This is a genomic window from Clostridium sp. BSD2780061688st1 H5 (genome assembly GCF_005845155.1).
GTDB lineage: Bacteria > Bacillota > Clostridia > Lachnospirales > Lachnospiraceae > Claveliimonas > Claveliimonas intestinigallinarum.
Genome location: NZ_SPGT01000013.1, coordinates 1 through 15,265 on the forward strand (window position 1 = coordinate 1; position 15,265 = coordinate 15,265).

Annotated in this window: 12 protein-coding genes; 1 reads left to right on the top strand and 11 read right to left on the bottom strand. The window is 53.2% G+C overall.

Going from position 1 to position 15,265, the window contains the following annotated elements; genetic code table 11:
- Positions 1 to 353: 353 nt before the first annotated feature.
- From radA to ald, 6 genes are all read right to left on the bottom strand, one after another.
- On the bottom strand, positions 354 to 1,712 hold the full coding sequence (gene radA, locus FGQ86_RS09580; protein WP_033126876.1) for a DNA repair protein RadA: 1,359 nt from the start codon (positions 1,710 to 1,712) through the stop codon (positions 354 to 356).
- Positions 1,713 to 1,827: 115 nt separating this feature from the next.
- Positions 1,828 to 2,241 carry a hypothetical protein gene (locus tag FGQ86_RS09585; protein WP_033126875.1) on the bottom strand — a complete coding sequence of 138 codons (414 nt, stop codon included), beginning with the start codon at positions 2,239 to 2,241 and terminating at the stop codon, positions 1,828 to 1,830.
- Between the two features lie 57 nt (positions 2,242 to 2,298).
- Positions 2,299 to 4,734, bottom strand: coding sequence for an ATP-dependent Clp protease ATP-binding subunit (locus tag FGQ86_RS09590; RefSeq protein ID WP_033126874.1), 2,436 nt, complete (start codon positions 4,732 to 4,734; stop codon positions 2,299 to 2,301).
- Between the two features lie 76 nt (positions 4,735 to 4,810).
- The gene (locus FGQ86_RS09595; RefSeq protein WP_033126873.1) at positions 4,811 to 5,179 is read right to left on the bottom strand and encodes a GntR family transcriptional regulator; all 369 of its coding nucleotides are present in this window, start codon (positions 5,177 to 5,179) and stop codon (positions 4,811 to 4,813) included.
- An 83-nt stretch (positions 5,180 to 5,262) separates the two neighbouring features.
- Positions 5,263 to 6,054: a nitroreductase family protein gene (locus FGQ86_RS09600; protein ID WP_033126872.1), complete on the bottom strand. Its 792-nt coding sequence runs from the start codon at positions 6,052 to 6,054 to the stop codon at positions 5,263 to 5,265.
- Between the two features lie 194 nt (positions 6,055 to 6,248).
- Complete coding sequence (gene ald, locus FGQ86_RS09605) at positions 6,249 to 7,370, bottom strand: alanine dehydrogenase (protein ID WP_033126871.1); 1,122 nt, start codon at positions 7,368 to 7,370, stop codon at positions 6,249 to 6,251.
- A 327-nt stretch (positions 7,371 to 7,697) separates the two neighbouring features.
- Here ald and FGQ86_RS09615 point away from each other — a divergent pair, with 327 nt between their 5' ends.
- On the top strand, positions 7,698 to 8,555 hold the full coding sequence (locus FGQ86_RS09615; protein WP_033126870.1) for a MurR/RpiR family transcriptional regulator: 858 nt from the start codon (positions 7,698 to 7,700) through the stop codon (positions 8,553 to 8,555).
- Between the two features lie 89 nt (positions 8,556 to 8,644).
- Here FGQ86_RS09615 and FGQ86_RS09620 read toward each other — a convergent pair whose 3' ends face one another.
- The 5 genes from FGQ86_RS09620 to purD form a co-directional block, all read right to left on the bottom strand.
- Entirely contained in the window at positions 8,645 to 11,356 is a 2,712-nt protein-coding gene (locus tag FGQ86_RS09620) for an ABC transporter permease (protein ID WP_033126869.1), read from the bottom strand.
- Positions 11,356 to 12,048: an ABC transporter ATP-binding protein gene (locus FGQ86_RS09625; protein WP_033126868.1), complete on the bottom strand. Its 693-nt coding sequence runs from the start codon at positions 12,046 to 12,048 to the stop codon at positions 11,356 to 11,358. The genes FGQ86_RS09620 and FGQ86_RS09625 overlap by 1 nt, the downstream gene beginning before the upstream one ends.
- 118 nt (positions 12,049 to 12,166) lie before the next feature.
- Positions 12,167 to 13,189 carry a HAMP domain-containing sensor histidine kinase gene (locus FGQ86_RS09630; protein WP_033126867.1) on the bottom strand — a complete coding sequence of 341 codons (1,023 nt, stop codon included), beginning with the start codon at positions 13,187 to 13,189 and terminating at the stop codon, positions 12,167 to 12,169.
- Between the two features lie 24 nt (positions 13,190 to 13,213).
- Complete coding sequence (locus FGQ86_RS09635; RefSeq protein ID WP_033126866.1) at positions 13,214 to 13,888, bottom strand: response regulator transcription factor; 675 nt, start codon at positions 13,886 to 13,888, stop codon at positions 13,214 to 13,216.
- Positions 13,889 to 13,983: 95 nt separating this feature from the next.
- Positions 13,984 to 15,258, bottom strand: a complete 1,275-nt coding sequence (gene purD, locus FGQ86_RS09640) for a phosphoribosylamine--glycine ligase (RefSeq protein WP_033126865.1) — start codon at positions 15,256 to 15,258, stop codon at positions 13,984 to 13,986.
- Positions 15,259 to 15,265: the final 7 nt, after the last annotated feature.

Genomic DNA, 15,265 nt, shown 5'->3' on the forward strand with positions numbered 1-15,265 from the left:
GGTCTGATTTCCGTTCTGAATATTTCTCTTAGAAATTTTCAGGGTCGTTGTCTATTGTTCAGTTATCAAGGTTCTTTGTTTTCGCATCTCAGCGACAACTTCTATATCATATCATGTCGCTTCGTGTTTGTCAACAACTTTTTTATTTTTTTCTTTCTGTATCCTCCCGGATTGAAAGAAAATGTCTCGTTGTTGTCGCTGTCTCACGTGACAGCTTTGATATAATAGCACAGGAGAAGTTGAATTGTCAATGTTATTTTTATTTTTTATTTTATTTATACAATTTACACAATTCATCTTCCTCCCATCCTCTCCTACGAGGACATATTGACCATCCACCTTCTTTTATATAGTTATATAAAATCAATCGCCTCGTTGATGGATTTCACACCCAGAAGTTTGATCCCCTGAATGTTTTTCACAGCCCCCAGGGATACCGCCGGTAAAATACAAGTCTGAAATCCCAGCTTCTTCGCCTCAGAGACTCTCTGCTCCGGCATGTTGACCGCACGCACCTCACCGCTTAGTCCCACTTCGCCGAACACAAGCACATCTTCCGGTACAGGTCTGTTTTTATAGCTGGACACAAGAGCCAACACAATTCCCAGATCCACGGCAGGCTCATTGATGCGGATACCGCCCGCGATATTGACATAGGCGTCATAATTCGAGAGGGGAAGGCCCAACCTTTTTTCCAACACCGCCATCAGCAGATTCACACGGTTGTAGTCTGTTCCCGCGGCAGTTCTTCTTGGCATGCCAAAATTACTCCGGCATACAAGAGCCTGGATCTCCAGAAGAATCGGCCGGGTTCCCTCCATAGAACAGGCCACCACTGAACCGGAGGCACTTTCCGGTCTTCCGTTCAGCATAAATTCGGAAGGATTTTCTACCTCCCGGAGTCCATCCTGTCTCATCTCAAATACCCCGATCTCGTTAGTAGAGCCAAAACGGTTCTTTACCCCGCGCAGGATTCTGTAGGACGCATGGCGGTCCCCCTCGAAATACAAAACCGTATCTACCATGTGCTCCAGTACTCTGGGCCCGGCCACCGTCCCCTCCTTTGTTACATGTCCCACTATAAAGATAGAAATCCCCATCCCTTTAGCAATCTGCATGAATATGTTGGTAGCCTCCCTAACCTGCGAGACACTCCCGGGGGCAGAGGCCACTTCCTCGCTGTACATGGTCTGTATGGAGTCAATGACTACAAGGGAAGGGTCCTCCCTCTCAATCACACCGCGGATGGTCTCTATATTTGTCTCACACAGAAGCAGCAGATTATCTGTAAATGTTCCCATGCGGTCTGCCCGCAATTTGATCTGCTTCAGGGACTCCTCTCCCGAAATATACAGGAGCTTCTGTTCGCGCTCCGTCAATCTCTGGCACACCTGCAGAAGAAGGGTAGATTTCCCGATTCCCGGATCGCCGCCCACAAGCACAAGTGAGCCTGGCACAATTCCGCCTCCCAGCACGCGGTCCAACTCGCCGATACCAGTGCGAACCCGCTCCTCTATGTCCGTCCGCACACTGGAAAGAGCAACCACCTCAGCCTCTTTCAGACTTTTCATCTGCCCCCCGGCCTTTGCCGTAGTCACCTTCTCTTCCACAAATGTATTCCACTGTCTGCATACCGGGCACTGCCCCAGCCATTTACTCTCTTCATGCCCGCAATTCTGGCAGAAAAAAATACTTTTCTTTGCTTTCGCCACTGTTCTTCTCCTTTTTCTTCCACTTTCTCCATAGACATTTCTCATTAAAAGGAACGAGACGATCTGTCTGACACCAACAAAAACAAGCTGCAGGGGAAATCCCTGCAGCCCGGAATTATTTCTTTACAATTTTCACTTCTATGCTCTTTCCTTCTTCCAGCTCTGCACTGACGCTCAGCTTGCCGCTTAAGTTTGTCGTCATATCACCGATATTCATATCATCCAGATAGACAGTGTACTCACTGTCCGCCTCCAGCTCAAGTGTAAACTGTGCATCTTTTGGCGCAGATACTTTAAAGGAAACAACGCCGTCCCCAGTCTTAAAATTCTCCACCGCTGTCCCGGGAACGGACTCGTATACAAACATGCCGTTTTTCTCCAGTTTGGTGATCTCGGCAAACGTCTTTACCTTATAGATATCTCCCTGGAACTCAAAGCCCTCCAGCTTCGTCTTAGAGCCGAGTGTGTAATCTCCAAAACTCAGTGTCCCATCGTTTTCTGCCCGCAACAGCTCTTTTACTACTGCCATTTTATATGTCCTCCTAGTGGTTCTTCTTTTGTATCCACATTATATCTCAAAAAATTTTCAATTTGTAGTCTTTGGAATAAATTTTATTTCTTTTTTAGACATGCCGACCTCTACTGTCTGGCCTCTTTTTATGGTACCGTCCAGCACTGCCTCAGCCAGCTTATCTTCCAGCAGGTTCTGCACCGCGCGGCGCAGCGGGCGGGCTCCATATTTCTGATCCGTGCCCGTCTCCACAATATACTTTTTCACAGAATCCCGGACATGGAGCATGATGCCAAGCTGCTCTTTTGCCCGCGTACACACCTCTTTGCACATCATACCCACGATCTTCTTCATATTATCATGATTCAGAGCATGGAACACAATGATCTCATCAATACGATTCAAGAACTCCGGCCGGAAGAGCAACTTCACTTCATTCATCACATTGGACTTCATCCGCTTGTAGTTTCCGGCCTCGTCTTCTTTTGTCACAAATCCCAGCCGCTTCGGATCGATGATCGCCTGGGCGCCCGCATTGGATGTCATAATGATCACGGTGTTGCGGAAATCTACCTTCCTGCCCTGGGAGTCCGTAATATGGCCATCATCCAGCACCTGCAGAAGGATGTTAAACACATCCGGATGCGCCTTCTCGATCTCGTCAAACAGTACAACCGAGTAGGGGTGACGGCGCACCTGTTCACTAAGCTGTCCTCCGTCCTCGTGACCCACATATCCCGGAGGAGAACCGATCATCTTAGAGACGCTGTGCTTCTCCATGTACTCGGACATATCCACCCGGATCATAGAGTCCTCATTTCCAAAGAGCGCCTCTGCCAGTGCCTTTGAGAGCTCTGTCTTTCCCACACCAGTAGGACCGAGAAAGAGAAAAGAGCCGATGGGGCGGCCCGGGTCTTTCAAGCCCACTCTTCCACGACGCACCGCCTTCGCCACCGCAGTCACAGCCTCCTCCTGTCCTACTACTCTCTTGTGAAGAGTCTGCTCCAGCCTTTTCAACCTGGCGCTCTCAGACTCTGCCAGTTTCCGCACAGGAATCTTCGTCCACTCGGACACGACGCCTGCTATGTCATCGGCCGTGACACACACCTGGCGGCGGGCATTGTTTCTCTGGAAACGCTTTTTCTGCTGCTCCAGCTTTTTCTGAGCTTCCTGCTGCTCCTTGTGGAGAAGGGAGGCCTCCTTCATATCTCCGGAACGGATGGCATCCTCCTTGTCACGAGCCAGCTGTTCGATCACCTTCTCCAGCTCTTCCATATTTTCCGGCACTTTAAATCCCTTCAGGCTGACCTTGGCGCAGGCTTCATCCAGCACATCTATGGCTTTATCCGGCAGGAAGCGGTCGCTGATATAGCGCTCCGACAGGGAGACCGCAGCCTCCAGCGCCTCCTCCCGGACAGACACGCGGTGATGTTCCTCATATTTTTCCTGAAGTCCCTTCAGGATCTCCAGGCACTCCTCCCTGGTCGGTTCTTCCACTGTCACCGGCTGGAACCGGCGCTCCAGGGCCGCATCCTTTTCTATATATTTCCTGTACTCCACAATGGTGGTGGCTCCGATGAGCTGCAGCTCCCCTCTTGCCAGGGAAGGCTTCAGTATATTGGATGCGTCCATGGCGCCTTCCGCGCCGCCGGCGCCGATGATGGTGTGGACCTCATCCAGGAAGAGGATCACATTGCCGGCAGCCTTCACCTCCTGGATCAGCCGCTTCATCCTCTCCTCAAATTCGCCTCTGTACTTGGACCCGGCGATCATCCCCGCCAGATCCATAGTAACGATGCGCCGGTTTTTCATTGTCTCCGGCACCACGCCTCTGGCGATCCGCTGGGCAAGCCCCTCCAGCACCGCCGTCTTTCCGACGCCCGGCTCTCCTACAAGGCAGGGGTTGTTCTTCGTACGGCGGCTCAGGATCTGCATCAGCCGCTCGATCTCCTTCTCCCGGCCGATGACAGGGTCCAGTTTCCCCTCTGCGGCCTGAAGTGTCAGGTCTGTACCATACTGTTCCAGGACAGAATTTTTCCTCCGCCCGTCCTCCTGCATCTCCTCCATGTACTCTTTGGGGTCTGCGCCCACACTGACCAGGATATCCTGGCACAGCTTCTGAAGATTCACATTCAGCGTGAGCAGGATCCTGGCTGCCACACAGTCCACATCCCGCAGGATAGCAAGGAGCATATGCTCCGTCCCCGCCTCATCGGAGCGCAGGCGCAGCGCCTCCTCCTTGGACTCCTCCAGGATGTACGTAAGCCGGGGGCTCATCTGAGGACTGCCTGTGACCGTCGCTCCCTCCCCGGGGGATACCAGCTCATCTATGATCTTCCGGATATTCTCCTCACTGACACCGTTCAGGGCCAGCACCTGTCCGGCCACCCCGGTGTAAACTTTTTTCAGCCCGACAAGAAGATGCTCCGTCCCGATGTAGGGGTGCCGGAGCTCTCTTGCCACAGTCTTTGCAATTTTCAATACTTCCTTTGCCTGTTCGGTATAGTTCATGTCCTATCAGGGAAAAAGAATCTGCTCCTCTTCCCGCTCCTTTCTCCATTTTCCCGTCTCTGCCGGATCTTTCTTCCTAAGCGTACTCGTCGAAAATCTCATCCACAAGCTCATGCACTTCTTCCCTGGATATAGCCTTGCACCGGCCCTGAGCCAGCACGATCCGAAGCTGCTGCTTCATCTCCTCCACTGCCTTGATCTTGTCGATATCCAGTGCAACCACAGCGCCTTTGCGCCTGTCAAGCTGAATAAATCCTTCCTGCCTAAGCAGGCTGTAGGCCTTGTTCACTGTGTGCATATTGATCCCCACCGCCTGGGCCATCTGCCGGACCGAGGGGAGCGGGTCTCCCTCCCGGATCTCGGCGGTAGCGATCCCCAGGATGATCTGGTTGCGCACCTGCATGTAAATCGCTTCGTCACTGTTAAAATCAATTTCTATCAACATAGTATCCCCTTCTCACTAAGAGCCTTTTCTCTTGTTATATATACATTAGCACATATTACACAATTCCCGCAAGAAAAACAACTCTACCGGATCACGATATTGCCGGATTTCCGGGGCGCAGTCCTTTTATAGGATACAGCCGGGTACCCCATGAGCATGCAACAGACCACGGTGCGCTTCCCGATGCCCAGCCACTCCCTGAGCACATCGCTGTTCTCCACCACCGCTTTGGTGTAGCCGCTGAACAGCACGCCGGCTCCCTCAGCCACAGCCATGTTTTCAATATTGGCCGCCGCCAATCCTCCGTCCAGAGGATTTTTGGAGGTGATCACCAGGAAGGATGTGGCGTTAAAGAAAAAGGTATCGTCCTTTGGATCTTTTTTATATTTCTCATAGAACCCGCGGAAAACGCGCTCATACAGAGGCGCCTCCTCCTTCAGGACATCCAGGATGCCGGGCAGCTCCTTCCAGAAAAGATCTTTAAACGCTTTCATTTCGTCCCGCACCAGGACAAACCTGCATCCCTGGGTATTTTTCGCCGTGGGCGTGTACCGGCCTGCCGCCAGGATGCGCTCCAGCTTCTCCCGCTCTATGGGCGTGCTCTTGAAGTTCCGGATGCTCCTTCTGAATTTCACCGCGTGGAGAAAATGTTCCGGATCCACACAGAATGTGTCTTTATCGTACTCCTCCACCTCGTCCATGTCGTACTCCGGTATGGACACAGCTCCCGTGGGACAGACCGCCACACAGTGTCCGCACTGAATACATTTGCGCACATACTCCGCCTTTTTATCCTGGATCTGCAGCGCTTCTCCCGGACAGTCCCTGACGCAGGCGCCGCATCCCACACACAAATCTTTATTAATCTCAACCATGATCCGCACTCCTTATCCTTTAAATAATCCTTTAAAACTTTATAAGTTCTTCCGTATTTACATCTGATATATTACCACAGCTTCCGGTTTCTGCAAACTAAAAAGACGGAGGCATCCGCCGCCGGACTGTCTTTCTCTGCCCGTCGGGGATGCCTTCGTTTATAAAAGCTGTGAATTTTTATAGACTTTACAATTTATTTGCAGATTTCTCTTATGTCTGTGTACTCATAGCAGTCAAAGCTGTCTGCCACGTTCTTGCATGTCAGCTTGCCATCGTATGTGTTGATGGCTGAGTAGATCACCTCGTTGTCTGCGCATGCTTTCTCAAGTCCCTTGTTTGCGATCTGGAGACCGTAGGAGAGAGTTGCATTTGTCAGAGCGATGGTGGATGTTCTCGGAACAGCACCCGGCATATTTCCTACACAGTAGTGAACAACGCCATCCTCGATGAAGATCGGATCATCGTGGTATGTCACTTTTGTGGTCTCGCCGCAGCCGCCCTGGTCAACAGCAACGTCTACAAATACAGCGCCTGGTTTCATCTCTTTGAGATATTTCTTTTTGAAGATCTTTGGAGCAGCTTTTCCTGGGATCAGGACAGATCCGATCACAAGGTCTGCTTCTTTTACAGCTTTCTCAATGTTTGCATCATTGGATACAAGTGTCTGGATGCGGGCTCCAAAAATGTCGTCCAGATAAGCAAGTCTCGGAAGGCTGATATCCAGGATAGTTACATTTGCGCCCATTCCAACAGCAATCTTGCAGGCGTTTGTTCCTACATTTCCGCCTCCAAGGATTACGATGTTTGCCTTCGGTGTTCCCGGAACGCCTGCCAGGAGAACGCCCTCGCCGCCGAATGTCTGCTCCAGGTATTTAGCTCCTTCCTGGATACTTAAGCGTCCTGCGATCTGGCTCATAGGAGCAAGAAGGGGAAGTCCGCCCTGCTTCGGATCATACAGTGTCTCGTAGGCAACACCTTTAACTTTTCCATTTAAGAGAGCGTCTGTCTGCGGTTTGTCTGCCGCCAGATGAAGATATGTATAGAGGATCAGTCCTTCGTGGAACAGCGGATACTCTTCCGGAAGAGGCTCTTTTACCTTGATCATCATCTCTACTGTATCCCACACTTCTTTTGCAGTGTCGATCATCTTTGCGCCTGCTGCCTCGTACTCAGCATCCTGGAACCCGGATCCAACACCAGCGCCTTTCTCAATATACACCTCATGGCCTGCTGCCACATAGCTCTTTACGTTATCCGGTGTCATACCTACACGGAACTCATTGTTTTTGATTTCTTTTACGCATCCTACTTTCAACTTTCTTACCTCCTGTGTCAATATTTTTCCGGCTCTTCTGCCTTCTCTTATTTCGGGCTGCAGCCTGCTCCTGCACGGCCTGCAGATACCCGGCGAAAAATATTCTTCAAATTCTTATTTTTTTGAAGAATATTTTTCATTTGTTTCTAAAATCATAATAGCACACCACCCTTCAACATTCAATAAAAGTTATTTTTTTCACAAAACTTTTTATTTATCAACATTTCTTTCATTTGCATGTACAATTGACTTGAATATTTTCTCAATCCATGCTTAAATCTTATTGTAGAATACAAACATACTATTGCCAAACCCGGAGGGAAGAATATGAAAGAATTGAGGGACCTTATCAGTAAGACCCCGCTTACCAAGACACAGAAGATCATTGCAAAATATATACTGGACAACTCTGCCGACGCCTGTTTCATGACATCCACAGAAATCGCCCTGAAACTGGGCGTCAGCGAATCCTCTGTCATCCGCTTCAGCCGGTCACTGGGATTTGAAGGATTTATGGATTTTCAAAAAAACCTGCGAAAGGACTACCAGGACAAAGTGCTGAGCATTTCCAGTTCCATCACCATCCCATCTCAGAGGATCGCCAAACGGGCCCAGCTCACCAGCACATCCGACTACATCAACCGGCATTTCAAAAATGCCGCACAGAATCTGGAAAGCGCACTGACATCCAACAGCCCGGACTCCTTCGAGGAGGCAGCCAGCATTATCCTTGCAAGCAGACACAAGTACATCACCGCCTCCAGAGGCAACTCCTCCCTGGGGGACTATTTTCTCCTCTATCTGAAGCACATGGTCCCCAACGTGGAGACCACCAGCTCCTCGGCCATCAGTCCGGTGGACCACCTGTGCAACATTTCAAAGGATGACTGCCTGATCATGTTCAGCTTCCCTCGGTACTCCTCCGAGGATAAGATCTGCGCCCAGATGGCAAGGGAGTCCGGCGCAAAGATCATCGTTGTGACCGACAAACCAAGCGCCCTCCTGGCCGAGTACGCTACTGTCCTCTTCACAGTCCCAGTAGACAGCAACGCTTTCTTCAACTGCATGGTGGGTCCGCAGTTCATCGCAGAGGGCATTCTGGAGACACTGAGCCATAAGGCCAAAGGGATTGAGAAAAGGCTCAAGAAAATCGACAGATATCTCGGCGAATTGGGTAATTATTGATCGCGAAAAGTTAATTCCGGACGTAATACTTTTAAAAAGTATTACGTCCGGAATTAACATATCTGGTGCGTTATTGTGTATTTTGTATTCTACTCTTTGCGCAATTCATCGATGATGTTCATCCTGCGGATCTTGCCTATGCTGTACGCCATGGTGATGCCTACGATGAGGAGCACGCCTGCCACAGCCGCCGCAAACCAGGGCCAGGGGAAGATGAATTCATTCCCGCCTCCGGCCCGGGAAGTGAAATGCCAGAAGGCAAAGCTGATAAGCAGGGACAAAATGGTGCCGTACACAAGGGAGCGCAGGCCATAGATGACGCACTCGTATCCCAGCATAAGGCGGAAGGATCTGCCTGTCATCCCCACGGAACGGAGCATGGCAAACTCCCGTCGTCTCAGCATCAGGTTTGTGGACATGGTGTTGAACACATTTGTCAGTGCAATAAGGGAGATGAGAGTGATAAATCCATAGCACAGAACCTGGATGGCCGCCACCGCCTGCCTGTTCATCTCTGCATCCGCAGCCGGCGTATAGAAAATGCCGTCCCACTCTTCTTTTTCTTCCAGTTTCTCTTGCAGGTCTGCCCCTACCGTCCGGTAATCCGAAGCCCGGATGTTGAACTCTGCAAAATAGGACTCCCCTTCCGTCCCGTCACTCATCAGGCTCCTGTACTGTTCAAACTGTCTCTCCGACAGGATCATGATAGGATCCACTCTTCCCTGGGCGTCATATTTTTCGGGGAGCTGCATCGTCTCCTGATCAAACTCCACCTGGAGCTTTTCTTCAAACGTCATTTCCTGTCCACCGTCCGGCGTCTCCTCCGCCCGGTATATCCCAGCCGCCAGGGGCCTTTTCTTCACCTCGTCTGACAGAACCGGAACCTGACTGTAGGTCTCATTTTCTTCATCATACACCTGCATCTGGTCATAATAAACCGCCTTGAGAACTGTATCGTCTGTGCCGTCCGCGCCGTCTGCTGCAGCACCCGCATCCGGCTCTTCCAGCCCCCGCTCCTTAAGGAACTCCTGGTACTCATCATCTGACAGCACAATCGCGGGGCAGGTAAAGGGCACTTTCCCGTCCGGATGATCATCCCCGCTCCAGGAATTTACCCGGTTGTACTCCTCATTCAGCATGTTCTCTTCCACAGGAATGGAAAGATAGATGCTTTTATACATCCACACCTCTTCCACACCCGGCTCATTTTCCAGAAGTTTCCGGACATCCCCGGTGGTCTGCTCATCTTCCTGGCCGCCGGACAGGAACAGCGTGTACTTCAGTTCATACTTAGGCGGATCCAGGATCGTGCCGCCTGCACGGGTCAGATAAATGGTAAACAGCGCCGCTGTCATAAGCAGTACCATGCTGACCGTAAGGGAAACCACCGTGCTCTTATATTTCTTCCGGTCCCTCCTGTAATTCTTGGAGGCCAGCATCCCCGGAAGCCCCAGCATTTTCCCTGTCAGTCTCCCGCTTTTTACATCCCGGGGACGGATGCGGATGTCCTTTGTGGAACGGATGGCATCCATGGGAGAAATCTTCCGGATCCGCCGGGAGGGTATCCACACAGACACCAGCACAATAAGAAAGGCAAAAGCCGCCGCCAGAAGAAGCGCGGCCGGATAGATCTGCACCGGTATCTCTCCCTCATACCCGTACATAAATGCCGTCAGCCCGCCTCCGATAAAATGCAGCGTGACCGCGCTCCCGGCCACCCCGGCCAGAAGTCCCAGAGGGATCCCCGCGCCGCTTACAAGAAACGCCTCAAATCGCAGGGATTTTCTAAGCTGCTTCCGGGTGGCTCCCACAGAAGCAAGAAGCCCGAACTGAGCTGTCCGCTCCCGCAGGGAAATGGAAAATGAGTTGTAGATCAAAGAGACTGACCCCACCATGATCACCGCCAGCAGTGTCCCCAGCATTCCCACGATAAACTGGATATAGCGTTCACTGCGGAACACGCCCTGCCATCTGAGGAGACTGTCGTGCCGGGACCAGGACACCCCTTCCAGCCTGTTTCTGCCGTCGGAAGGATCCACCCAGTCCGCGATAAATCCGTCTGCCTGGCCCGGCTTTTTCATCTCCAGAAAAGCGCGGCAGTACAGCCCGTTTTCGTCCTGATCCGGGATATCCCGCCCCCCTGTCAGAAGCATGTACCCGGCGTCAAACCTGGCGCTGCCAAAATCCATCTCCGCCATCTCTTTGTAAACGCCTGTCACCGTAAAGCTCTGGGTCTGCCCTTCCACATACTGCCCAGCCCTGCCTGCCTCCTCGGAGGTTTCCCGGACGAGTTCCCAGGATTTCTGCGTCTCCCCGGTTTCCGAGACATATCTGCCCATGGGAATGGCAAGCACATCCCCCACGTGAGCTTCCCGCCCGGCGATCCAGATCCCGTCGTAGGGGATCAAGATCTCGTCTTCTGTTTCCGGCAGCCGCCCTGCGTCAAGTTCCACCGGCAGCTCCTCCCAGGCCGTCTCATCCCGGCTGGCCACCAGATGACAGATCCCGTCCTCTTCCCGGGCCGGGACATACCCCAGCTCATACAGCACAGAAGCCTTCTCCACCCGATCATCCGCCAGGACCTCGGCCAGCTCCTCCCTGGTCATCCCGCTTATATCCACATGCCACGCTCCTTCCGTGGCAATAGTATGCTGCACAAGAAAATGCTGCATGCTCCCTGCAAATACCGCCAGCGCCGTCACCATGGCCGTGGAGAGAATGACGCCGATGATGGTGACCACTGTGCGGGTCCGGTTCTGTCCCATGGTCCTTCTTGTGATCTCTGAAAAAATATTTCTCATTACCGGATCACCTCGTCTTTCACGATCCGCCCGTCCGCCAGGGCGATGACCCGGTCCGCCTGGAGAGCGATATCCTCGTCGTGGGTAATGACCACCATGGTCTGGTCGTAGGTTCGGTTGGAGTATTTCAGAAGCTCCACGATCTGCCGGCTGTTCTCCGAGTCCAGATTGCCGGTGGGCTCATCCGCCAGCACCACCGCCGGGGCGTTCATAAGCGCCCTGCCTATGGACACCCGCTGCTGCTGTCCGCCGGACAACTGCCCCGGCAGATGGGTACGCCGCTTTTCCATCTTCAGGATCTTCAGCAGATTTTCCATCCGCTCTTTATTCACCTTTCTCCCGTCCATGAGCACCGGCAGGGCAATATTCTCCTCCACCGTCAGCACCGGGATCAGATTGTAAAACTGGTAGATGAGCCCCACCTTTCTTCTGCGGAACACGGCCAGCTCCTCCTCCTTCTGGGCGTACACATCCACGCCGCCCACATAGACTTTCCCTGCCGTGGGCCGGTCCACCCCGCCCAGCAGATGGAGCAGGGTGGATTTGCCGGAGCCGGAGGCCCCCATCACCGCCACAAACTCTCCTTTCTGCACGGAGAAGGACACGCCGTCCAAAGCCCGCACGGCGTTTTCCCCCTCCCCGTATATTTTTGTCAGATTTTCAACACGAAGGATCTCCCCTGTCTTTTTCATGTCACTGTTCCTCCTGCATGGTTTTTCTTTCACTGTCAGTATAGCCCGCCCACATGACAGGACCGTGACAGAAAAATGACGGATCTGTCACTTTCAGACCCGTCATCCGCAAAATCCGTCACCTGTAAAACCGCATGGTAAACTGTCCGCCCCGGCCCTTGCTGTTCCCGGCCAGGATCACCCCGTTTTCTCCGGCCAGGATGGACCTGGCCAGCGCCAGGCCGATGCCAAAGTTCCCGGCAGCCGCGTTCTGCCCTCTGTAAAACCGCTCAAACACATGGGGCAGATCCTTATCCGCTATCCCCTCCCCGGAGTCGGTAATGACAATCTCCGCAAAAAGCGGGGTCTCCCGCAGGCTGATCCAGATGCAGCCCCCTTCCGGCGTGTGCTCCAGAGCATTTTTGATCACATTCTGCACCGCCTCCAGCGTCCAGGTATAGTCTCCCCGTATGGCAGGCTCCCCGGACAGGTCGAAGATGCACTCCTGCCCGTGGATCTCCATGGAAATCTCAAAGGGCTTAAGGGCCTCCCTTGCCAGCTCTCCGGCCGGAAATTCCTCTTTTCTCATCACCACTGTCCCTGCCTCCAGCTTTGACAGCTTAAGGAGCGTCTCCACCAGCCAGCCGATGCGTGACAGCATGCCCGTCATCTCCCGGAGCAGGGCCCGCCTTTCGTCCTCTGTAAGGGCGGAACTGCGGAGCCGCTCCGCCTGCAGATTAAGAGACGTAAGAGGCGTGCGGATCTGGTGGGAGATATCTGCCAGCGCTTCCGAGAGCTGACGCTTGTCCGCCATAAGAAGAGCCGACTGCCGGCTTAAGCGGACCAGCAGTTTCTCAATCTCATCCCGCAGCACTTCCAGATCCCCCTCCCGGAAATGCTGCATCTGCATGTCACCTCTGCCGGAGGAGGAGCCTTTTGTCTCCATGTGGAGAAAACCATCCAGCTCCTCTGCCAGGCACTGCACATCCCTGGTCCTCCTCCATGTAAACAAAAGGGAAATGGCCGCAAAAACTGCTCCTGTCAGAAAGACCGGAAGCGCCGCCTGCCGGGAGACAGAAAACGCCGCCCCGGTGGCCGCCAGAAGAACCACAGCAAAGAGCAGGCACTGCTGCCGGATATCCCTGTTTCTGAAAAACTCCATCTCTTTCCTCCTTCTCTCTTCCGGTTACTCCATGCGATAGCCCAGCCCCCGGACCGTCCGCAGGATGACAGGGTTCCCCGGATCCAGCTCTATCTTCTCCCGGAGCCGCTTGATATAGACCGTCAGCGTATTGTCATTGACAAACTCTCCCGAGATATCCCAGAGCTCCTCCATCAGCACATCCCGGCTTAAAATCTGTCCCCGGTGATTTAAAAACACAAGCAGCAGCCGGTATTCCAGCGCAGACAGGTACAGCTCCCGGCCCTCACGCAGGACCACGCCCCGATCTGTGTCCACCGTAAGATCCCCGATCACCGCCGCCCGCTCCGCCCGGCCGCTCCTTCGCAGCACATTTCTCATGCGGGACACAAGCTCCCGGGGCCGGAAAGGCTTGCTGATATAGTCGTCCGCACCCATGTCCAGGCCGGCCACCACCGAATACTCGTCGTCCATAGCTGTCAGAAAGATCACCGGGATCTGGTACTCCTCCTTGATCCTGGCGCAGACCGAAAACCCGTTTCCCTGGGCCAGGGTAATATCAAGAAGCACAAGATCCACCTTGTTCTCATCCAGTATATCCAGTGCCGCCTCCTGCCCCGACGCACTTTTCACCGCAAAACCTTCTCCTGCCAGAAATTCCGTCAGATGTTCCACGATGGAGGGATCGTCCTCCACAAGAAGCACTGCCGCTGTCTGCATGTTTCCCCATCCCCTTTCCTTAAAAGTCTGTCCCGGAAGTCAAAAAGCCCTCCCTGGAATTTCCCTCCAGAGAGAGCTTCTCTTTCGCTTTTTATTTATGCTTCGTCAATGGCTTTTCCAATGTCGTGGCGCATGTACTTGTTGTCAAACTGCACCCACTCTGTGGCCGCGTAGGCGTTGGCCCTGGCCTCCTTCAGATCTTTTCCCTTGGCCGTGATACCAAGAACGCGGCCGCCGTTTGTGACGATCTGTCCGTCCGCCTCTTTTGTCCCTGCGTGGAAGCAGTAGTAACCCTCGTGTTTCTTAAATTCATCCAGCCCTGTAATGGGAAGTCCCTTCTCGTAGGAGACAGGATACCCTTCCGATGCCAGCACCACGCAGACAGCCGCATTGTCCTCAAACTGCAGATCGATCTGATCCAGGGTGCCGTCGATGCAGGCCTCCGCCACGTCGATGATGTCGTTCTTCATCCGGGGCAGAACCACCTGGGCCTCCGGATCCCCGAAGCGGGCATTGTACTCCAGCACTTTCGGCCCTTCCTCTGTCAGCATCAGGCCGAAGAAGATCACGCCTTTGAAGGGGCGCCCCTCGGCTTTCATGGCGTCAACCGTGGGCTGGAAAATATATTTCTGGCAGAACGCATCCACCTCTTCTGTGTAGAACGGGCTCGGAGAAAATGTACCCATACCGCCTGTGTTAAGGCCAGTGTCTCCGTCCCCGGCCCGCTTGTGGTCCTGGGCGCTTGTCATGGTCTTTACAATATTGCCGTCCACAAAGGAGAGGACAGACACTTCCCTGCCGGTCATGAACTCCTCAATGACCATGGTGTTGCCGGAAGCTCCGAATTTCTTGTCCAGCATGATGGTCTTCACGCCTTCCTCCGCCTCCTCCAGGGTGTTGCAGATGAGAACTCCCTTTCCCAGAGCCAGGCCGTCCGCCTTGAGGACGATGGGGAATTTCGCCTCTGTCTTCAGATACTGGATGGCCTTGTCCGGATCGTCAAAATTCTCATAGGCCGCTGTGGGGATATGGTATTTTTTCATCAGATCTTTGGAAAATGCCTTGGAACCTTCCAGGATGGCTGCATTCTTCCTGGGGCCGAAGGTGCGGATGCCTGCCGCCTCCAGCTCATCCACCAGGCCGCCTACCAGAGGATCGTCCATGCCCACAATGACAAGGTCAATGTCTTTCTCCTTTGCAAAAGCCACGATCTTGTCAAACTCCATGGCGCCGATGGGCTCGCACTGTGCGTACTCAGCGATACCCGCATTGCCCGGTGTGCAGTATATCTTCTCCGCTTTGGGACTTTTCGCCACGCAGTACGCGATGGCGTGCTCCCTTCCGCCGCTTCCTACAATCAATACATTCATTGGTCTT